The 19,832-nt window shown below is 62.8% G+C and carries 19 protein-coding genes, 1 tRNA gene and 1 pseudogene; 16 read left to right on the forward strand and 5 right to left on the reverse strand.

The genetic code is table 11. The features are described 5' to 3' along the window. Nucleotides 1-3: 3 nt before the first annotated feature. Together OKW29_RS16325 and OKW29_RS16330 are read right to left on the reverse strand one after the other, a co-directional pair. A complete protein-coding gene (locus OKW29_RS16325; RefSeq protein WP_429291760.1) occupies nucleotides 4-1,521 on the reverse strand; it encodes a sugar ABC transporter ATP-binding protein in 1,518 nt (505 codons plus the stop codon). A gap of 91 nt (nucleotides 1,522-1,612) precedes the next feature. Beyond that, nucleotides 1,613-2,374 carry a GntR family transcriptional regulator gene (locus OKW29_RS16330; protein WP_429291761.1) on the reverse strand — a complete coding sequence of 254 codons (762 nt, stop codon included), beginning with the start codon at nucleotides 2,372-2,374 and terminating at the stop codon, nucleotides 1,613-1,615. A gap of 192 nt (nucleotides 2,375-2,566) precedes the next feature. On the opposite strand from OKW29_RS16330, the gene OKW29_RS16335 reads away from it, so the two are divergent. The 4 genes and pseudogenes from OKW29_RS16335 (at nucleotide 2,567) to OKW29_RS16350 (ending at nucleotide 6,457) form a co-directional block, all read left to right on the forward strand. Further along, nucleotides 2,567-3,862, forward strand: a complete 1,296-nt coding sequence (locus OKW29_RS16335) for an L-fuconate dehydratase (RefSeq protein WP_429291762.1) — start codon at nucleotides 2,567-2,569, stop codon at nucleotides 3,860-3,862. A 15-nt stretch (nucleotides 3,863-3,877) separates the two neighbouring features. Next, nucleotides 3,878-4,135 (forward strand): annotated as a pseudogene (locus OKW29_RS16340) (RidA family protein); the annotation flags it as partial. 27 nt (nucleotides 4,136-4,162) lie between these two features. Next, nucleotides 4,163-5,359, forward strand: coding sequence for an aminotransferase class V-fold PLP-dependent enzyme (locus OKW29_RS16345; RefSeq protein ID WP_429291763.1), 1,197 nt, complete (start codon nucleotides 4,163-4,165; stop codon nucleotides 5,357-5,359). 78 nt (nucleotides 5,360-5,437) lie between these two features. Beyond that, a complete protein-coding gene (locus OKW29_RS16350; RefSeq protein WP_429291764.1) occupies nucleotides 5,438-6,457 on the forward strand; it encodes a D-cysteine desulfhydrase family protein in 1,020 nt (339 codons plus the stop codon). A gap of 93 nt (nucleotides 6,458-6,550) precedes the next feature. Here OKW29_RS16350 and OKW29_RS16355 read toward each other — a convergent pair. Then, nucleotides 6,551-6,635 (reverse strand) — tRNA-Leu (locus tag OKW29_RS16355). Nucleotides 6,636-6,900: 265 nt separating this feature from the next. Here OKW29_RS16355 and OKW29_RS16360 point away from each other — a divergent pair. The 4 genes from OKW29_RS16360 to OKW29_RS16375 all read left to right on the forward strand — a co-directional run bounded on the left by OKW29_RS16360 (nucleotide 6,901) and on the right by OKW29_RS16375 (nucleotide 9,623). After that, nucleotides 6,901-7,098: a hypothetical protein gene (locus OKW29_RS16360; protein ID WP_162634082.1), complete on the forward strand. Its 198-nt coding sequence runs from the start codon at nucleotides 6,901-6,903 to the stop codon at nucleotides 7,096-7,098. A gap of 72 nt (nucleotides 7,099-7,170) precedes the next feature. After that, nucleotides 7,171-7,845: a glutathione transferase gene (gene yfcF / locus OKW29_RS16365; RefSeq protein WP_429291765.1), complete on the forward strand. Its 675-nt coding sequence runs from the start codon at nucleotides 7,171-7,173 to the stop codon at nucleotides 7,843-7,845. A gap of 543 nt (nucleotides 7,846-8,388) precedes the next feature. Further along, the gene (locus OKW29_RS16370; RefSeq protein ID WP_026226403.1) at nucleotides 8,389-9,114 is read left to right on the forward strand and encodes a cytochrome c oxidase assembly protein; all 726 of its coding nucleotides are present in this window, start codon (nucleotides 8,389-8,391) and stop codon (nucleotides 9,112-9,114) included. Continuing rightward, nucleotides 9,111-9,623 (forward strand): CopD family protein, encoded by a 513-nt coding sequence (locus OKW29_RS16375; RefSeq protein WP_429291766.1) that lies wholly within the window; start codon nucleotides 9,111-9,113, stop codon nucleotides 9,621-9,623. Before OKW29_RS16370 ends, OKW29_RS16375 begins: the two co-directional genes overlap by 4 nt. Here the strand turns inward: OKW29_RS16375 and OKW29_RS16380 are convergent. Then, complete coding sequence (locus OKW29_RS16380; protein WP_429291767.1) at nucleotides 9,587-10,099, reverse strand: DUF2231 domain-containing protein; 513 nt, start codon at nucleotides 10,097-10,099, stop codon at nucleotides 9,587-9,589. The genes OKW29_RS16375 and OKW29_RS16380 overlap by 37 nt on opposite strands. A gap of 51 nt (nucleotides 10,100-10,150) precedes the next feature. Here OKW29_RS16380 and coxB point away from each other — a divergent pair, with 51 nt between their 5' ends. From coxB to OKW29_RS16410, 6 genes are all read left to right on the forward strand, one after another. After that, nucleotides 10,151-10,837: a cytochrome c oxidase subunit II gene (gene coxB, locus OKW29_RS16385; protein ID WP_429291768.1), complete on the forward strand. Its 687-nt coding sequence runs from the start codon at nucleotides 10,151-10,153 to the stop codon at nucleotides 10,835-10,837. Then, complete coding sequence (gene ctaD / locus OKW29_RS16390; RefSeq protein WP_429291769.1) at nucleotides 10,834-13,371, forward strand: cytochrome c oxidase subunit I; 2,538 nt, start codon at nucleotides 10,834-10,836, stop codon at nucleotides 13,369-13,371. The genes coxB and ctaD overlap by 4 nt, the downstream gene beginning before the upstream one ends. Further along, the gene (locus tag OKW29_RS16395; protein ID WP_429291770.1) at nucleotides 13,368-13,703 is read left to right on the forward strand and encodes a hypothetical protein; all 336 of its coding nucleotides are present in this window, start codon (nucleotides 13,368-13,370) and stop codon (nucleotides 13,701-13,703) included. Before ctaD ends, OKW29_RS16395 begins: the two co-directional genes overlap by 4 nt. Nucleotides 13,704-13,754: 51 nt before the next feature. Then, nucleotides 13,755-15,080 carry a ferredoxin reductase family protein gene (locus OKW29_RS16400; protein WP_429291771.1) on the forward strand — a complete coding sequence of 442 codons (1,326 nt, stop codon included), beginning with the start codon at nucleotides 13,755-13,757 and terminating at the stop codon, nucleotides 15,078-15,080. Between the two features lie 176 nt (nucleotides 15,081-15,256). Beyond that, nucleotides 15,257-16,027 (forward strand): tetratricopeptide repeat protein, encoded by a 771-nt coding sequence (locus OKW29_RS16405; protein WP_429291772.1) that lies wholly within the window; start codon nucleotides 15,257-15,259, stop codon nucleotides 16,025-16,027. 20 nt (nucleotides 16,028-16,047) lie between these two features. Then, nucleotides 16,048-16,746, forward strand: a complete 699-nt coding sequence (locus OKW29_RS16410; RefSeq protein WP_429291773.1) for a hypothetical protein — start codon at nucleotides 16,048-16,050, stop codon at nucleotides 16,744-16,746. Between the two features lie 336 nt (nucleotides 16,747-17,082). Here the strand turns inward: OKW29_RS16410 and OKW29_RS16415 are convergent, their stop codons facing one another. Then, nucleotides 17,083-17,343 carry a hypothetical protein gene (locus OKW29_RS16415; RefSeq protein WP_429291774.1) on the reverse strand — a complete coding sequence of 87 codons (261 nt, stop codon included), beginning with the start codon at nucleotides 17,341-17,343 and terminating at the stop codon, nucleotides 17,083-17,085. Nucleotides 17,344-17,365: 22 nt separating this feature from the next. On the opposite strand from OKW29_RS16415, the gene OKW29_RS16420 reads away from it, so the two are divergent. Continuing rightward, the gene (locus tag OKW29_RS16420; protein WP_429291775.1) at nucleotides 17,366-19,144 is read left to right on the forward strand and encodes an arabinofuranosidase catalytic domain-containing protein; all 1,779 of its coding nucleotides are present in this window, start codon (nucleotides 17,366-17,368) and stop codon (nucleotides 19,142-19,144) included. Nucleotides 19,145-19,411: 267 nt separating this feature from the next. Continuing rightward, entirely contained in the window at nucleotides 19,412-19,801 is a 390-nt protein-coding gene (locus tag OKW29_RS16425; RefSeq protein WP_429291776.1) for a YunG family protein, read from the forward strand. Nucleotides 19,802-19,832 lie beyond the last annotated feature (31 nt).

The raw sequence follows: 19,832 nt of genomic DNA on the forward strand, positions 1-19,832 counted from the left end.
TCTTCAGGCTTGTACCGTTTTCAGGGGTTCGCGCAGCGTCGCGAGATGCATGATGCGCTCCTGCGTCGCTTCGCTGGCGGACAGCTCGCCGGTAATGCGGCCTTCGCACATCACGACGATGCGGTCGCTCATGCGCAGAACTTCCGGCAGCTCGGAGGAGATCATCACGATCGCCTTGCCTTGCGCCGCCAGCGAGCGCAGCAGCTTGTAGATTTCGCTTTTCGCGCCGACGTCGATGCCGCGCGTCGGTTCATCGAAGAACAGTACGTCGCAATCGCGCTCGAGCCATTTCGCGATCACGATCTTCTGTTGATTGCCGCCCGACAGGAGCCGCACCTGCTGCGTCGCCGAAGGCGTGCGAATCGCAAGCAGCTTGATGAAGTGCTGCGCTCTTTTGCGAATCTGCCCGCGGCGCAGAAACATATTGATTGACAGGAACTTGCCGAGATCGGCCATCACGATGTTCGATTCGACATCCATTCCCGTAGCGAGACCGAAGCGCTTGCGATCTTCGGACAGGTAGCCGATGCCGCGCTTGACCGCATCACTGGGCCTCTTGATCGACGCCTTCACGCCTTTCACGAGTATCTCGCCCGATTCGACCGGATCGGCGCCGAACACCGCGCGCGCGACCTCCGTGCGGCCAGCGCCCATCAAGCCTGCGAAACCGAGTATTTCGCCCTTGCGCAATTCGAAACTGACGTCGCGCACGAGCGGACCTGCGACGAGATTTCTCACTTCGAGCGCGAGTTCGCCTTTCACCGGCGCGCTCTCGACCGGCGTCACGTCGCCCAGCGTGCGTCCGACCATCATGCCGATAATCGTCTCGACGCCGGTGCCCTCGGTCGGCACGGTGGCCACATACTCGCCGTCACGCATCACGGTCACGCGATCGGTGATCTGCTTCAACTCGTCCATCTTGTGCGAGATATAGACGACGCCGACGCCGCGCTCTCTTAATTGCCGGATGATCCGGAACAGCTCGGCGATCTCGGCATCGTTGAGCGCGGACGTGGGTTCGTCCATGATCAGCACGCGCGAATCGAAAGACAGTGCTTTCGCGATCTCGACCATCTGCTGACTCGCGACGGTCAGCGTGCCGACCATCGTGCGCGGATCGAGTTTCACGTGCATGCGGGCGAGGATCTCGTTTGCCTGTGCATTCAGTTTGTCTTCATCGAGGAACAGACCCAGACCCTTGCGCGGCTCACGGCCGATAAAGATGTTCTGCGCGATGCTCAGATGATTCATCAGTTGCAGTTCCTGATGAATGATGCCGATGCCGACAGCTTGCGCGTCGCGTGGACCTTGAAAATCGACCGGCTTGCCGTCGAAGAGAATTTCGCCGGAATCGCGCGTATAGACGCCAGCGAGAATTTTCATCAGCGTCGACTTGCCCGCGCCGTTCTCGCCCATCAGCGCATGGACCTCGCCGGCCATGAGTTCGAACCGGACGTCATGAAGCGCTCTTACGCCCGGAAAGCTCTTGCAAAGATTGTTGACGGAAATGAGTGGGTTCATGTGCTGGTCTGTCGACGGCTGCCTATATCACCAACGTTTTTACGGTGGAGCTTTTTACGGCTTGAACAACGGCTTTCATTCCAGCTTTCATTCAAGGCGCGAACAGGTCGGGCCGCTCTTTTGCGGACCGGTGCAATTCGGCGACGACCTGGTCGAGATGATCGTGCATCGCTTTCGCGGCCGCATCGCCGTCGCCGGCGCAAAGGGCCTTGAAGATCCTTTCGTGCTCTTCCAGCGTATACGTGAGCCGTTCTGGACTCGCGAGCAATTGTCTCGCGCGGTCCAGCGCATTGCGCGACACCGCGACGATCTCCTTCACGCGCGGCAGCTTCACCGCGTCGAGCAGGATTTCATGGAAAGCCAGATCGAGCGCGTGAAACGCCAGACGTTCGCCACTTCCAGCCAGACTGCGCTGCTGATCGAGATTGCGTGCCAATGCGTCGAGCGTCGCCGTGTCGTGCATCAGCGCGACCCCACGCACCGTCTCGACTTCCAGTGCGCTGCGGATGAACAGATGCTGGCGGATGTCGTCGAGCGCGATCGGTTTGACGCGCGTGCCGCGTTGCGGCAAAACCTCGACGAGACCCGCATGCGCAAGCCTCGCCAACGCGGATGACACCGGAAAGCGCGACACGCCCATGCGTTCGCACACGGCCATCTTGTCGATCATCATGCCGGGTTCCAACGCCAACGTAACGATCGCTTCCCGCAACGCCGCCTCGACCGCGTCGGTCAAGCTGCCGCGCTCGCCGCCGCCGACTTTTTGCAGTGCGACATACGGGTCCCCGGCGGCATTCTCAAGTTCGGTCGAGGAATTCACGAAGGCCTTGATTTCGAGAAGACATGCTAGCATGCTAGAAAGTGAATGCCGTGTTGTCAACGCGTACAAATGCCTGGAAATACCTAGGGATGCCTGGTATCTGGCAACTGCGGGCTTACCCGTACGCGCAGCAGGACCGGCGCACACAGAGAACGTGCGCACGAAACCGATCCGTCTGCGTCCGCAGACGACAAGTCGATAGCCACAGCCCCGGAGGGTGCGCACATGACAACGATCACAAGGCTGTCCGTTCGGGACATCCGGTTCCCCACCTCACGTTCGCTGGACGGCTCCGACGCGATGAATGCCGCGCCAGACTACTCCGCCACTTACGTCACGCTCGAAACCGACACGCCGAATCTCACCGGCCACGGCCTCACGTTCACGATTGGCCGCGGCAATGAAATTTGCGTGACTGCCGTGAATGCACTCACGCCGTTGATCGTCGGCAAGAAGCTCGAAGATATCGCCGCGAATATGGGCGCTTTCTGGCGCGCATTTACTTCGGATAGCCAACTGCGCTGGATCGGCCCGGACAAAGGTGCGATTCATCTTGCCACCGCGGCGGTCGTCAACGCGGTGTGGGACCTGTGGGCGAAATCCGTCGGCAAGCCGGTCTGGAAGCTGCTGGTCGACATGAGCCCGGAAGAACTCGTGCGCTGCCTCGACTTTCGCTACGTGACTGATGCAATCACGCCGCACGAAGCGCTCGCGATGCTGCATCGTCATGCGAAGACCAAGGGCGAGCGTGAAAAGGAAATGCTCGCGCACGGCTATCCGGCCTATACGACATCGGCGGGCTGGCTCGGTTACGACGACGACAAGATTCGCCGTCTCGCGCGCGAAGGCGTCGCGCAGGGATGGACGCATTTCAAGCAGAAGGTCGGCGGCGATCTGGAGGAAGACGTACGGCGCGCGCGCATTCTGCGCGAAGAGATCGGCGCGAACCGGAAGCTGATGATGGACGCGAACCAGGTGTGGGACGTCGATGAGGCGATCGCGAACATGCGCCGTCTCGCCGAGTTCGACCCGTGGTGGATCGAGGAGCCCACGAGTCCCGACGACATCCTCGGTCATGCGGCGATTCGCCGGCGGCTCGGTTCGATTGGCGTCGCAACCGGCGAGCATTGCCACAATCGCGTGATGTTCAAGCAACTGCTGCAGGCGCAAGCCATCGACTTCTGCCAGATCGACAGTTGCCGGCTCGGCGGACTCAACGAAGTGATCGCCGTACTGCTGATGGCCGCGAAGTTCGGTGTGCCGGTGTGCCCGCATGCGGGTGGTGTCGGCTTGTGCGAGTACGTGCAGCATATTTCGCTGTTCGACTATATCTGCGTGTCGGCGTCGCTCGAGAATCGCGTGCTCGAATACGTCGATCATTTGCACGAGCATTTCGTGGATCCCGTGGTGATCCGCAACGGGCACTATATGCCGCCGCAAAGGGCCGGGTATAGCATCGAGATGCTGGAAGGGACGCTGGACAGGTACTGGTATCCGGAAGGAGAAGCGTGGCAGGAATGATGCTGGAGGGTAAGGGTTGGTGTCGTCGCGCAGATCGTCGCGGCGACGGGCGACCGGCTCGAGCGCGTGGCACGCATCGTGCGCCTGAACGTGTTCATCGCGAGCACGCCGGCATTCAGTGCTCAAAGCACGGTTGCCAATGGCGCGTCGGACGTGATCGTGCAGATCTTCGGTGACGCCGGCCGTCACGCGCGCAGCGCGGTGGGTGTTGCGTCGCTGCCGGCAGGGGTCGCCGTCGAAGTCGAAGCGGTTGTCGCCTTGAAGAACGTCTGAATTCAACTCATACACTCGGAGCCGCCAATGTCTTCTCCGCTGTCGCCCGCTGTCATCGACGCTATACGTGCCCGCACACCCGGTGTGCGCAGTACCACGCACTTCAATCATGCGGGCGCGTCGCTGCCGTCGGCCGCCACGCTCGAAGCGATTCACGCGCATCTGTTGCGCGAAGCCTCGATGGGACCCATGGAAGCGGGCGCGGCTGCCCGCGAACAGACCGAACGGGCGCGCACGCTCGCCGCGCGACTGCTGAACGCTCGGCCCGCCGAGATCGCGTTGACGACTGGCAACTCGCCGGGCTGGGGCGCTGCTTTCGCGGCATTGGGTCCGTGGCGCGAGGGGCAACGCATCCTCGTTGCGCGGCACGAATGGGGCGGCAATCTCGCGACGATGCGTCTTCTGGCGCAGCGCGCGGGCGCATCGATAGAGACGATTCCTTCCGATGAGAGCGGCAGGGTCGATCCTCGCGCGCTCGAAGCGATGCTCGACGACCGGGTCCGACTGATTGCGCTGACGTGGCTGCCGGCCAATGGCGGACTGATCAATCCGGCCGCCGCGATTGGGCGGGTAGCACGCCGTCACGGCATTCCGTATTTCATCGATGCGGCGCAGGCCGTCGGACAGCTTCCGATCGACGTCGTCGAAGTCGGCTGCGATGTGCTGGCCGGCGCGGGCCGCAAGGCACTGCGTGGACCGCGGGGCACCGGGCTGCTATACGTCCGGCGGGATTTTCTGCCCCGCTTGACGCCGGCCTTCGTCGACACGTACTCCGCGCCGCTCGACGCCAATGGCGACCCTGTACTGCGCGACGATGCCGTGCGTTTCGAATCGTCGGAAGCGTCGCTTGCACTGCATTGCGGATTGGCGAATGCATTGGACGAAGCGCTGGAAATCGGCATCGACAACATCCGCGCGCAGATCGATCGGACCGCGCAAACATTGCGCGAGCGGTTGGCCGCGATGAAGGGCGTGCGGGTGCTCGACCAGGGTGTCGAACGATCCGGTCTGGTGTCGTTCAACGTCGCCGGACTCGATGCCATGTCGGTGCGACGCGCGTTGGCGGCACAGGGCATCACGATCGGCTCGAATGGCGTCGCGTACACGCCGTTCGATATGACAAGCAGAGGGCTGACGCAGATCGCGCGCGCATCGGTCAGCTATCTGACCACCGACGCCGAAGTTGATAAATTACTGGCCGGGATACGGACGTTGACGCATTGAGCACTCGAGTCAAAGAGAACTTTGCGTCAGTCAAATGAATGGAAACGGCTCTTTCAACTCAATCGCCCGCACACGACCATGAACTCCGCCTCATCGCACCGCCTCGATTTATCAAAGTTTCCGCGCCGTGCGCTTCTCGAAGGCCCGACGCCAATTCAGCACCTTGCGCGTCTGAGCGCTCGCCTCGGCGGGGCGGACATCTACGTCAAAAGAGAAGATCTGACGGGACTAGGTGGCGGCGGCAACAAGCTGCGCAAGCTCGAATTCCTGATTGGCGAAGCGCTCGCGCGCGGCGCGGACACCATCGTTACCGTCGGCGCGCGGCAATCGAATCATGCGCGCCTCACGGCGGCCGCGGCGGCTCGCGTCGGACTTCGATGCGAGCTGGTGCTGACGAGAACCGTGCCACGTTTCGACCACGACTACATGGAGAACGGCAACGTGCTGCTCGATGCGCTATTCGATGCGCGCGTGCATGATCTTCCCGGCACGGCCAACGCATTGCAATTCGCGGAGGAACGCGCGAACGAGTTGCGAGCGCGGGGCCGTAACGTCTATGTGTGTCCGTTGGGCGGTTCGAGCCCGGTCGGTTGTCTCGGCTACGCGGACTGCGCAGCTGAAATCGTCGCGCAATCGCAAGCGCAAAACGTGGCCTTCGATCGCGTCGTGGTGCCGAATGGAAGCGGCGGCATGCATGCGGGGCTGGTCGCGGGTTTTGTTGCACTGGGCCTGGATCCGTCGCGTGTTGCCGCATTCACGGTGTATGGGAATGCTGGCCACGCGCGCACGGTTACTTTGGATAAGGCGAATCAGACGGTCCGGCTGATCGATCCAGGCCTAAGCGTGAGTGATGACGCCATCTCGATCGACGAAGCGCAGCTCGGACCCGGCTATGGCATTCCAACCGATAACATGCGCGCGGCTGTTCGGCTGATGGCATCGACGGAAGGTCTGTTGCTCGATCCCGTGTATAGCGGCAAAGCATTTGCGGGTCTTGTGGAAAACGTGAGCAACGGGAAGTACAGTGCCGGACAGAAGATTCTATTCGTGATGAGCGGCGGTCTTCCGGGGCTATTTGCCTATCGGAACGAGTTCTGAGCGCAGAAGCGGAGACAACGCGATGGTCTGATACGGCCGCCGTTGTCTGAAGAAAGCGCGAAGCGCTTGAAGATTCGAATCGACGATTCGAAATGGTGCCCAGGGCGGGATTTGAACCCACACGCCTTTCGGCGCTACCCCCTCAAGATAGTGCGTCTACCAATTTCGCCACCTGGGCAGAGGGGCGCCATTGTATCAGCCTGATTATTTTTTTGAAGCCCCTCGCGTGATTTTGTTCTGCAGTTGCAATACCGGTCGAAAAACCGACGAGGCGTTCTCCCCGTATCGCTGCCCGGCGACCGCTTCGAGCGCGGCCCGGCGCCTCGCAAGAGCTCGTAAGGTCTGACGCTTGTCGCCCGCTACTCGGGTGAATGCGACAAATGATGGGCCGCTATGCTCGTACGCTGATGCGCTGAAAGAGCGCCCTTCACGCCGAACATATCATGTCACCACGACGCACATCTTCTTCGCGACTTCGGTATCGTCTTTTTCTCGCGTCGCTGCTGACGTCGATAACGCTGCTGCAGGGTTGCGCAACGACGGCGGAGAACCTTGCCGTAGGATTTGGTCTCGGCGCGGTCGGCACCGTGTCGGCGTTAGGCTGCCTGCTCGCCTGCGAGATGGCCAATCCGCACTGGTGAAAGGCTGCATGGCGCGCGACGAGCAGCTAGTATTCGAAGCTCGTCATCGATGACTAACGAAAACGGACCCCTGTGGCACACCCGCCCTTCCACCTCTGCACCGACGCCCAATTCGCTAGCCCCTACGCGATGTCCGTCTTCGTGACGCTTCGCGAGAAGCGCTTGCCGTTCGACCTTTCGACCGTCGATCTCGCGAACAAGGCGAATCACGCCACCGACTATGCGGCCCGCTCATTGACGCGGCGCGTGCCGACCCTGATACACGAAGACTTTGCGTTATCCGAGTCGTCGGCGATCACCGAGTACCTCGAAGAGACTTTCCCGGACACCCCGGTCTATCCTCAAGATCGGCGTCTGCGCGCGCGAGCGCGCCAGCTGCAGGCCTGGCTGCGCAGCGATCTGCTGCCGGTTCGCCAGGAGCGCTCCACCGAAGTCATTTTCTGCGGATCGCGCGGCGGCCCGCTTTCGGCCAGCGCACAAGAAGCGGCACAAAAACTCTTCGCCGCCGCCGATGCATTGCTCCCGGCCAATTCGCCAAATCTGTTCGGCGAGTGGTGCATCGCCGATACGGACCTCGCATTGATGCTCAATCGCCTCGTGCTGAATGGCGATCCCGTTCCGCACAAGCTCAAGGAGTACGCCACGCAACAATGGCAGCGCGCCAGCGTGCAGCAGTGGGTCCAACTGGAGCGTACCGCTATAAAGTCGACCGGCGTGGCTGCCGCCACGCCGAAAAGCCATCGATAGAAGTAACAAAGACCAGCAAAATAGCTGAATACGGAAGTATTAAAAGATGCAGTAAACGCGAATATTACATTCGCGTTTTATCAGAGCTTCGCTGCTCCGCCATGGCGCGATTCCGCGCCCGCTCCCTTTGCTGCCTCGCGCGTATGATGCTGACAACGATCAGCACGATCACAAGCAATGTCAATTCGATCATTGCGGGAATTCGGATGGGATCATGAAACATGGCGGGCCTCCGTCACATGATTTCATCATAGTACGCCGGGCAGGTCAGCCTGAAGTATTGCGCCGCACCATTGCAATCTTACCGCCGCCATTACACCGGCTTTTATTCCGCCGGCAAACGCCTCGAGTGACAAATTGAAAACATTCTGTCACGCAAAAACTTACAGGATTCAGATAGCCGTCCCTAAACAGTTTATTTGCGCTAGAGTACACGAGCGATCAGTTGGATCGTGAGCCGTCCCGACAATTCGAAGGCGTTATCTGTCACGCGTTTGCTTGCGTGTATTAAAGAAGCACCTGGACTCGTTGAAGACATCGCCCATGCCATATTTTCCTGTCGCCTACTGTGGTCCCGCGGCTGTCCCTGAAAGCTTGTGGCTGCGCTGGAACACGGATCCGCCATTGCTCGTCGCGCTCGCGGCGCTCGCATGGTTCGTGGCCAGCAACCGCTCGGCGAACGCACGGGCGGGATGGGGCGCCGTCGCACTGATGGCCCTCGTGTTCGTGTCGCCGCTCTGCGCGTTATCCTCGGCATTGTTCTCCGCACGCGTCACTCATCACGTCATTTTGATCGCTGCAGTAGCTCCATTGCTCGCCCTCGCGTTTCCGCTGCCGCGCCTCGCGCATCCGCCCCTCGTGCCGGTGGTCGCCGCTCATGCGGTGATCATCTGGCTGTGGCATGCGCCTGGGCCTTATGCGTGGGGACTCGCGACGGTACCCGGCTACTGGCTGATGCAGATTACTTTGCTTGGCAGTGCATGGCTCATGTGGCGCAGCATCTTCTCGCCGTCGCTGCCGACCGGCCCCGCGCTGATGGCGCTCGTCGCGACGATCGGCCACATGGGATTGCTCGGCGCGTTGATCGTGTTCGCGCCGGTGCCGCTCTACGTCGCGCACTTCGCGACCACCGCCGCGTGGGGGCTCACCCCGCTCGCCGACCAGCAACTCGCCGGACTGTTGATGTGGGTACTGGCGATGATCCCTTATCTCGCGGCAGGACTTTCGCTCGTCTGGTCAAGCCTGCGCGTCAGAGAGCCCGCGCTGTGACGACCCTGCTGAAGTTCATTCATCTGGCCGCGATCGCCGTCTGGTCGGGCGGTTTGATCGTGCTGCCGTATCTGTTCTGGCAGCGCCGCGGGCTCGCGGCGGGCACCGAACTCGACCGGCTGCACCGCATCACGCGTCTCGTGTTCGTGGAGTTGACCTCGCCCGCCGCTTTCGTCGCGATTGCGAGCGGCACCGCGCTGATTTTTCTGCAGGCCACCTTCGTCGAATGGTTCACCGCGAAGATGGTGTTCGTCGGCATCATGGCGATGCTGCATGTGCTGGCCGGTCTCGTACTGCACGATCTGTATCTGCCCGACGGCGGGTTCAGCCGTGCCTCGGCGATCGCGCTGACCATCGCTTATCTGATCGTGATCGTCGCGATCATCTGGATCGTGCTGGCCAAGCCTCACATCGACTCGAACCTGCTGGCCCCGCATCTGTTCGAGCCCGGCGGACTTGGCCGCTGGCTGCATCACTCCTTCGGCGAAACGAGAATTCCGACGCCATGATCGAACACGAGCTTGCCCCCATGCCAGCCGGCGAAGCCCGTCATCACCGAGCTGAGCACCGACAGCACGAGCCCATGCGGCAGGATCTCATCGGGGTAATAAAGGCGCACGCCCCAGTTCGCACCCGCGAGCGCGACGAGCGTCATCGCGGCGACCGCATGCGACCAGCTCGCTTCCTTCAGGCGGATACCGCGCACCAGCAGCAGCTCGGCGGTACCGACCACGCTCGCAGCCACGCCGCTCCAGAACGCGAAGCCGGCGGCCCACAAGCCGGCGCGAATCCAGAACGGGTCGCCCGTCCACCAGTAGATTACGTCGACGCCCAACGTCGCGACGACGAACGCGATCGGGAAATGCACCATCATCACGTGAATCGGATGACCGACGAGCGCCACCACCGACCCCTTGTCGAGCCGCAACAGCTCGAGCATCACTTCGCTTCGCGTCTCGTTTCCAGTATTGCCTTTGTTTGCCATGATGGTGTGTCCTCGCATCGGATGCCTGGTGGTGCAAACCATCATAGCTGCTTGCGCCTGGCCGTCCAAGCCGGATCGCTCGCCGCGTTGTCCGGCTGCACCGGGCCGCTCTCGACGCTCGAGCCATCGGGTCCGGCCGCCGCATCGATCGCCGGGCTGTGGTGGGTGATGCTGGCGGGCGCGGCGATCCTGTTCGCGATGGTGCTCGTGCTGTTTCTGATGACGGTCTTCCGGCCCGGCTGGGGCTCGCACGTGTCGCCCGCGCGCTGGATCGTGCTCGGCGGTCTCGTGCTGCCAGCAGTGATCCTGATCCCGTTGATCTGCTACGCGCTGTACGCGGGCGAATTGCTGCTGCCGCTGCGCGCGCATGCGCCCGCGCGCATCGAGGCGATCGCGCAGCAATGGCGCTGGACCTTCCGCTATCCGGAACTCGGCAACGTCGAAACCGGGAACGTGCTGCACCTGCCCGCGGGCACGCCGGTCGACATCGTCGTGACCAGCATGGACGTCTTGCACGCATTCTGGATTCCGCGCTTCGCGGGCAAGATCGACGCGGTCCCTGGCCACCACAACCTGCTGCGTATCCAGGCCGATCAGCCCGGCCAGTACGCCGGACAATGCAACCAGTTTTGCGGCATCGGTCACGCGGGGATGCACTTCACCGTGATCGTCGATCGTCCGGAAGATTTTCCGGCTGCTGTCAAAAACGCCGCCGCCAACGGGGAGGTGAAGAAATGAGTGTGCCCGTCGAGCCGCCATCACAGGGCATCAACGCGCTGCGGCTGCATCGCCAGCTTGCCGCGATCTGGGCCACCGGGCCAGGCGTGCAGAGGCTCGCCGCGGTCAACCATACGGTGCTCGGCTTGCGCATGATGATCACGTCGTTCGTGTTCTTCGCGATCGCCGGGATTCTCGGCATGCTCACGCGCGTGCAGCTCGCGACGCCGCATGCGGCCTTCATGGATGTGGAGACCTATAACCAGGTCTTCACGATGCATGGATCGATGATGCTGTTCCTGTTCGCGATCCCGATGGTGGAGAGCTTCGCGGTCTATCTGACGCCGAAGTTTCTCGGCGCGCGCGACTTCGCGTTTCCGCGCCTGACCGCTTACGGCTACTGGTGCTATCTGTTCGGCGGCACGATCCTGACGGTGTCGCTGATTCTGCACAGCGCGCCCGACGGCGGCTGGTTCATGTACACGCCGCTCAGCTCCAACGTGTACACGCCCGGACTGAACGCCGACGTGTGGCTGCTCGGCGTCACGTTCGTCGAGATTTCGGCGCTGTCGCTCGCGATGGAAATCGTCGTGTCGATCCTGAAGATGCGCGCGCCGGGCATGTCGCTGGATCGCATGCCGATCTTCGCGTGGTACATCCTCGTCACCGCGATGATGATGATCGTCGCGTTTCCGCCGCTGATTCTCGCCTCGATGCTGCTCGAGGTGGAGCGCGCGTTCAACCTGCCGTTCTTCGATCCGACGCGCGGCGGCGATCCGCTGCTGTGGCAGCATCTGTTCTGGCTGTTCGGCCACCCGGACGTGTACATCATCTTCCTGCCGATGGCCGGCGTGCTGTCGACGATGATCCCCGTGTTCGCGCGCCGCAAGCTCGTCGGCTATCGCACGATCGTCGTCGCGATCATCGCGCTCGCGTTCCTGAGCTTCGGCATCTGGGTGCATCACATGTTTACGGTGGGCATCCCACATCTGGCGCTCGCGTTCTTCTCGGCGGGCTCGGCGATCGTCGCGGTGCCCACCGCGATCCAGTTCTTCGCGTGGCTCGCCACGCTGTCGCACGGCCGCCCGCGCTGGGACGTGCCGATGCTGTACATCTTCGGCTTCTTCTTCGTGTTCACGTGCGGCGGGCTGACCGGCGTGATGCTCGCGATCGTGCCGTTCGACTGGCAGGCGCACGACACCTACTTCGTCGTCGCGCACATGCACTACGTGGTGGCCGGCGCGCTCGCGTTTCCGATGCTCGCGGCGTTCTATTACTGGTTGCCGCTGCTGACCGGGCGCACCGCCGTGCATAACCTTTCGGTGCCGGCGTTCTGGCTCGTGTTCATCGGCTTCAACATGACGTTCTTCCTGATGCACCTGACCGGCCTGCTAGGTATGCCGCGGCGCGTCTTCACCTATAGCGGCGACGAAGGCTGGAACTGGCTCAATCTGCTATCGTCGGTGGGTAGCTTCGTGATGACGATCGGCTTCGCGCTCGTCGTGATCGACATCATCGCGCAGCTGCGTTTCGGCCAGCGCGTGCGACGCAATCCGTGGGACTCGACCACGCTCGAATGGGCGATGCCGATTCCGCCCGTGCCGTACGCGTTCGCGTCGATCCCGCACATGGACGCCGAAACCGAAAAGGTGCCCCCAGGCCAGCTAGCGACCTCTCTGGCGCGCGGCGAGGGTTACCTCGGTTTCACGCGCAACGGCTGGCAGGAGACGCTAGGCGTGCATATGACATCGGGCGAGCCCGAACAGCTGATCGTGCTGCCGAACTCGACGTATCTGCCGCTCGTCACCGCGCTCGTGACCGCCGCGGCGGTGCTCGCGATGCTGTTCAGGTTCTATCTGCTGTCGGTCGCATTCGCATTCGTGACGTTTGGCCTCTTCATCTACGCGGGCCAGAGCGCCGGGCACGCACGCGATTACGGCGCGCTGCCGGTCGGCCGAGGCGTCAGCGTGCCGCCGCATACCGAGGTCGCCGGTGCGCCGTCATGGCTTTCGATGATCTGCGCGCTGGTCGCGAACGGCACACTGTTCACCTCGCTGATCTTCGGCACGTTCTATTTGTGGATTGCCGCGCCGAACTGGCCGGCAGCCGTGACGCCGCATCCAAACCGCGTGCTCGCGCTTGTCGCGGCCGTCGCGCTCGCGGTGGCCGCAGCCGCCACGCGTGGCTCGTTGCGCGCGGCCGCCGCCGAGCGTAAACCGCACGGCACGATCGGGCTGAGCGCGATCGCGCTGATCGTCGCACTCATCGCCTGCATGATGCTGATCAACGGCGTGACACCGAATCCGCGCGAGCATGCGCTCGGCGCGACGGCCGCGGCGCTGCTCACGTACATCGCAGTTCACGCGGGCGTCGGGTTGTTGTTCCTCATCAGCAACGTGCTGCGCGTCGGCGCGGGCTTCGTTTCCGCGCGACGCCTGACCGATCTGCGTCTCACCCGCCTGTGGGTCGATTACACGCTGGCGACGGGCATCATCGCGCTTGGACTCGTGCTCGCGCTGCCGAGCCTCGTCGCCGTGCTGGGAGCCAGACCATGAATGCGCGTCCGCTTTCGCCGCGGCGGCTGTGGTGGCTCGCCGTCGGCTTCACGATCTGGTGTCTCGCGTTCGTGATCCTGTATGCGCTGCACGCGATCGGCTGCGCGTTCGCGTGGCGCACCGGCCCGCTGCGCGCGAGTCTCGCGATCATTCTGCTGCTGCATCTGATCGCGATCGGCTGGCTATGGCGCTATCGCGCCGCGACCCGCGACCCTGGTCCCGAACGCATCAGCTCGTTCATGCATACCGTCGTCGTCTGGACCCTGATCGCGGCGCTGGTCGCGACCGTCATCACGTTCGGGCCCGCGCTGCTGCTCACCACCTGCGTCTGAACGCGGACTGAGCGCGAGCGGGACCACCGCACCCGGCATGGAGAAGCACCGATGCAGTCTCGAGATCTCGTGCACAAGGCCGTCTGGTCGATCATCTATCTACTGTTCATTCTCGCGCCGCTGTTTGCGCTGCTGACCGGCACGCTCCCGCCCGCGCGCAACTTCGGCACCGAATTCTCGGTGGCGCTCGGCTATTCCGGACTCGCGATGATGGGCCTGCAATTCGGCCTCACCGCGCGCTTTCGTCACGTGACCGAGCCGTGGGGCGAGGACGTTATCTATCATTTCCATCGACGCGTGTCGCTGCTCGCGGTCAGCCTGGTCGTCGTGCATCCGCTGATCCTGTTCGCGATCCGCTCGGACAAGGTCGCGATGCCCGACTCGCTGCTCGAGGTACCGTGGGGTGCGTGGTTCGCGTTCCTGTCGATCGGCTCGGTGATCGTGCTGGTGATCACCGCGTTATGGCGCAAGCAATTGAAGATTCGTTACGAGCTGTGGCATCTGTCGCATATCGGGCTCGCGCTCGTCGCGATCTTCGGCGGCGTGCTACATATGATCGGCTGGGGCTTCTATCTGACCGATCCGTTCAAGCGCACGCTGTGGATCTGCATGACAGCATTCTGGGTAGCGCTGCTGCTGTACGTGCGTCTGTTCAAGCCGCTCTTCATGATCAGGCGTCCGTACCGGATCGCGGAAGTGCGCGCCGAACGCGGCGACACGACGACGCTCGTGATGCAGCCCGACGGCCACGCTGGCTTTCGCTTCAAGCCCGGCCAGTTCGGCTGGCTCAACGTGTGGGGCAGCCCGTTCAGGATCACCGGACATCCTTTTTCGTTCTCGTCGAGCGCCGAGGCCGCGAACGGCCGCGTCGAGATGACGATCCGCAATCTCGGCGATTTCACGAGCCAGGTGAAGACGATCGAAACAGGTCGGCGTGTGTATCTGGACGGACCGTATGGCGCGTTCACGATCGGGCATCCGACCGACATGCACGTGCTGATCGCGGGCGGTATCGGCATCACGCCGATGATGAGCATGATCCGCACGCTCGCCGATCGCGGCGACCAACGTCCGCTCGTGCTACTGTACAGCGGCAAGACTTGGGACTCGCTGACTTTCCGCGAGGAGCTCGATGCGCTGAAAGCGCGGCTCGATCTGCGCATCGTCTATGTGCTGTCGGACCCGCCCGAAGGCTGGAGCGGGGAAGTCGGGCGCATCGACGCCGCGATGTTCCGGCGACATCTACCGCCCGAGTTCGCCGATCACGAGTATTTCATCTGCGGCCCGGACTCCATGATGGATGCGATCGAAACGGCGCTCGGCGAAATGAAAGTGCCGCGCATCCGCTACCATTCCGAACGCTACAGTTTCGTCTAGGAGACTTGCGATGCGCCGACTGTTGGCCAACCGTCTCGTCGTTGCCACCGGCGTGATCGTCGTGGCGTTGTCGCTTCTATTCGCGTATCTGCGGGTCGGTTCGCTGCATTAGGGCCCGGTTACGCCAAAGACGGGCTCGCGGCGCGCTTTTCCTCATGCTCGAAGGTTGAATCGATATGCCCTACTTTTTTGGAATTGGTCTTCACGTTTTCATCGCGATCTTTTTCGCCGTCCACGCGATGCGCAATAACCAGGGCATCTACTGGCTATTCATTCTGTTTGCTTTTCCGCTGCTCGGCAGTGTCGTGTACTTCTTCGCGATCTATCTGCCGGATCTGCGCCACTCGCGCGGCGCGCGGGTGGCCACGCAGGCGATCACGCAATTCGTCGATCCGAATCGCGCGCTGCGTGAAGCGCGCGCCGATTTCGACCGCGCGCCGACCGTGCAGCATCGGATGCGGCTCGGCGAGGCCTTGCTCGCGGCCGGCAATCCGCGCGAAGCGCTCGAACATTTCCAGACCGCGGCGAACGGCCCATTTGCAAACGATCCTGCGCTGCTGCTCGGTCTCGCGCGCTCGCAGTTCGCGCTCGGCGACTACACGGCCGCGGATGCGACGTTGGCGGATCTGTTCTCGGTCAATCCGCGGGCACGCAACCAGGGCGAGCCGGCGCTGCTGTACGCGCGCACGCTGGCCGCGCGGCATGCGCCGGGCGCACGCGCGGCATTCGAACAGGCGCTGACCTGCGCGACCGACGTCGCGCCGCGCTGCCTGTTCGCCGACTGGCTCGCCGCGCAACCGGAAGATGCGGACCGCCGCCGCGCCGGCGCGCTCTATGCGGAAATCGTGCAGGACGCCAAACATTGGCCGCGCCACGCGCGCGAGCACAATCGCGAGTGGCTGCAACGGGCGCAGGCCGCGTTGGCGGCCGGCGCGGCTCGAACGTGAGCAAGCCGAGGAGAACTTCGATGCGACGCACGACCCGGTCTTTTGCTTCGGCGCCGTACGCGGCGATTGCGGCGATGGCTTTCGGTGCCGCCGGCGCTTCGACTTCCGCGCAGGCCGCTGGCATGGAGAAACCGTTCGAATGGCCCGCGTCGTTCGTCGTGCTCGGCGATGGCTATCCGCACTCGGGCGATGCATGCCGGCGGCTCGGCGAGTCGGCCGCGACCGTGAACTATCTCGACCATATGGCGATACTGGTCGGCTGTCCGGGCTCGCGCGACGGCGCCGCCGTGCGCGCGATCGTCGGGCATCAGCGGCACGCGCGCGTGGTCGGCGAAGCGGAAGGCGTGACGCTGATTTCGATTTCGACTGAAAGCGCTCAGGCCGGCTCGCAGAACGGCCACGGGCCCGTGAAGGAATCGCCTATCAGCGCGAGCGGCACGTTGCCGTGCGAGCGCGGCAACGGACAGACCAAAACGATGTGCAAGTTCGGCGTCGTGCATCACGGCGATCGATCGACTACGGTCGTGGTCTACTGGCCCGACGGCACGACGCGGGCGATTTTCTTTGGCGTCGACGGTCGCGTGATGGGCACGGCCGCGTCCGCGAGCGATCGGCCGATGCCCGGCGACACGCTGACGCGCAAGCATGCCGGCATCAATCTGATTTCAGTTGGCAATGAGCGCTACGAAGTCGAGGACACGGTTCTGTCCGGCGGTTGAATTGCGTTGAAGCACATCGGCGCAAGCCATCCGCGGTCGAACGCCTGATTCGACGCGCGCCACGTTCATTTCTATCCCTTCGCTTCACACCCTCGCGCAGACCGGCATGCAGCATGCCGCGCTGCACAAAATATTAGTAATAATTCAATAAAGACTCTAGCCTATGCGGAATACGTATGCCGCATGCAGTCCGGATTCTTTCATTTTCATCCAGCTCGTATGGGGGATTACCCCATGCCGTCAAATCAATATTATTGACTAATATTATTACCTGCCGGACGTTCGGCGCCGGCCTACGGGCTGTCTCGATTCTTTATCTAGATCAACTAAGTGTTTTCAACCGATCAGCGGTTCAACAGGAGGGGTCATGATGTCCAGAAGAATGGGATTAGTGGCGGTCTGGCTGGCGATGGCCGTCGGACTCGCCGCATGCAATGGCGACAATAGCGGCGCGTCGACATCGCCGGTGGCGAACGCGGCCACCTCGAACCCGGCGCCGATCAGCAATGCATCGCAATCGAATTCGAATGCATCGGCGGACAACAACGCGACGACGGCTATTCCACTGCCCTGCGACGCCGCCGCCACGGCCAACACGCCCTGCTCCGCCGCGCACAGCGTGACCCGACTGCTGACGAAGAACTACACGGGCCCGCTGTTCCAGATTCAACGCGCGTCCGACAACACGACCCTCGACGTCTATCCGTACACCAACAGCACGCTGAAGGGCGGCGACCGCTCGCTGGTCGGCTCGGCGAATGTGCAGAGCACGCAATCCTTCTGTAACAACACCACCTGCTCGGTCACCTACATCTACGATCAGATCGATCTGGTCGCGCCGCTGAAAAACGGCGCGTTCGGCAATGTCCCCGCGACGCTGACGCTGAACCAGGACGGCACGGAATCGCTCACCGTACAGAACGGCAGCAAAACGACCACCGTACCGGTCCTCAACGGCTTCGCGACCATCACGCTGCCTGGCACCTCCGGCGCCTTGACCGTTCAGTTGGCGCAACCGCCGACCGCCTTGACCGCGCAGGCGCCGACGCAGCAACTGACGATCGGCAACGACTTGCCCGCGCTTACCGGTACGCCGGCCAAACTCGCTCTCGTTACGACGAACGGCGTGCAGATTCCTGCTCTCGGCACCTTGGCCGGCCAGGCCTATCGCAAACGTTTCGGCACGGTGAACCAGTCGATCGGCGATAGCGAAATCGCCGAGTACATGGTGGCCGGCGCGCACTACAGCCAGTCGTCGACCTGCTGCGGCACCTACGGCAACATGGAGAACAGCGCGAATCCGAGCACCTATTCTCACGGCGAAGTGGAAGGCGAAATGTTCGCGCTCGCGTTCTCGAACGGCAACGCGGCCGTGTTCGGCTATTGCGACGGCGACTCGATCCAGCCGTCCAACGTGAAGGACCCGGTGTGCAATGCGCTCGATACCAACTGGCCGGGCGTCGATGCCGAAGCCGGCGTCTATCTGTATGGTCCGCAGCAGCCGGCGAAGGAGAAGTTCGTGACGGTGCTGTCGAAGTACTCGCCGGTCACCGCGTCGAATCTGTTCGCGGTCAAAGGCGGCTCCGCCTCGCAAAGCGTGTTGACGTCGCTGTACGATCAGGCGCCACCTGAAGCGCTGATCTTCGGCAACGACGCCGGTCACGCATTCAATGGCCAATGGCAAGGCGGTCTGTCGCTCGGCGAAGGCGGCGACGGCAGCGCCGCGCCGATTCAGTTTTTCGAAGGCGCGATCATCACGAAGGCGACGTCCGATACGACCGACAACGCGATCCAGGCGAGCATCGCGAGCTTCTACGGGCCGCCGACCAACGCGACCGCGTCGGCATGCTATGCGAACAACCTGATCAATTCGCCGCTCAGCCTCGCGACGCCGGATGCGTGGTTCCAGTCGAGCGGCGGCACCGCTGTGCCCGCCACCGACATCTCCGGCGTCGATCGCGGCGCCGCGACGGTCACGAGCACGAACGGTTCGGCCGTGTCGAACATTCACGAAGTGATCCGCGTGCAGGGCGGCCAGTCGTACACGTTCACCGACTACGTGCTCGCCACCACCAACGCGACGGTGTTCCCCGGCGGCTCGATCCAGACCGACGACCCGAGCGGCACCGAGTTCGGCTGGGTGCTGAACACCAACACCGGCGCGATCGTGCGCGGCACGTGGGGCGCGGGGCAAGCGACGGCGCTAAGCGCGGTGAAATCCGGCAACTGGTGGAAAGTGACGATGACGCTGACGGCACCGGCGGGATCGAACAACGCGCAGGTATTCATCGATCCGCCGACGTCGAGCAGCGCAGGCGTGCGCTCGCAGCAGGCCGCGTATCTGAGCGCGACGCACTACTGCCCGAGCCTCGCGATCCTGAGCGGCGCGAAGTCGTAAGCACGGTCAGCGCGACGCAGTTATCGATGATTCGTTGACGCGTCGCGCGATCGAAGGCACACTCGCTCACTATGCAAGCCCTCAAGTACCGCCCGACTGCAAAGCATCATCATGCGCATGCCCGCGTGGGAGTGCCTGTGGGGACTCGCATACGCATACGCCGCTAGACATCATTCGCAGCGACATGCGCCAGAAAGCCCCGCCGGCAACGACGGGGCTTTTTGTTTTCCACGACCTTATCCGCTCATCGAACGAAGGATTGCCGCCATGACACAGGAAGCACAGACGCCTGCCGTATCGAAGCCCTTTGCGACGCCCATCGATCTATACCGCGTGCTTGCACGCGTATGGGCCGGCGATACGTCGAGCCCCACGCACGCGTGGTCGTCGACGAATCCCGCGCAGAATCATTGCAGCGTGACGTCTCTGATCATGCAAGACTATTTCGGTGGCGAGATTCTGACGACACGTACGTCGGGGGGCACGCACTTCTACAACCTGATCGACGGCAGCAGATGGGATCTGACGGTCAGCCAGTTTGCCGAGCCGATTCCATTCGACGATACGCGTTCGAGTCGTGAGGCGGCATTCGCGGATACGTCGCGGGAGAAATACGAACTGCTGAAGTCGAGGCTCGCGCAAAGCCAGCTGAAATAGACGCTCAATCAAACGCGCGTGGCCGAACTGC

Origin of the sequence: Paraburkholderia sp. CI3 (assembly GCF_050436505.1) — a bacterium.
Taxonomy (GTDB): domain Bacteria; phylum Pseudomonadota; class Gammaproteobacteria; order Burkholderiales; family Burkholderiaceae; genus Paraburkholderia; species Paraburkholderia tuberum.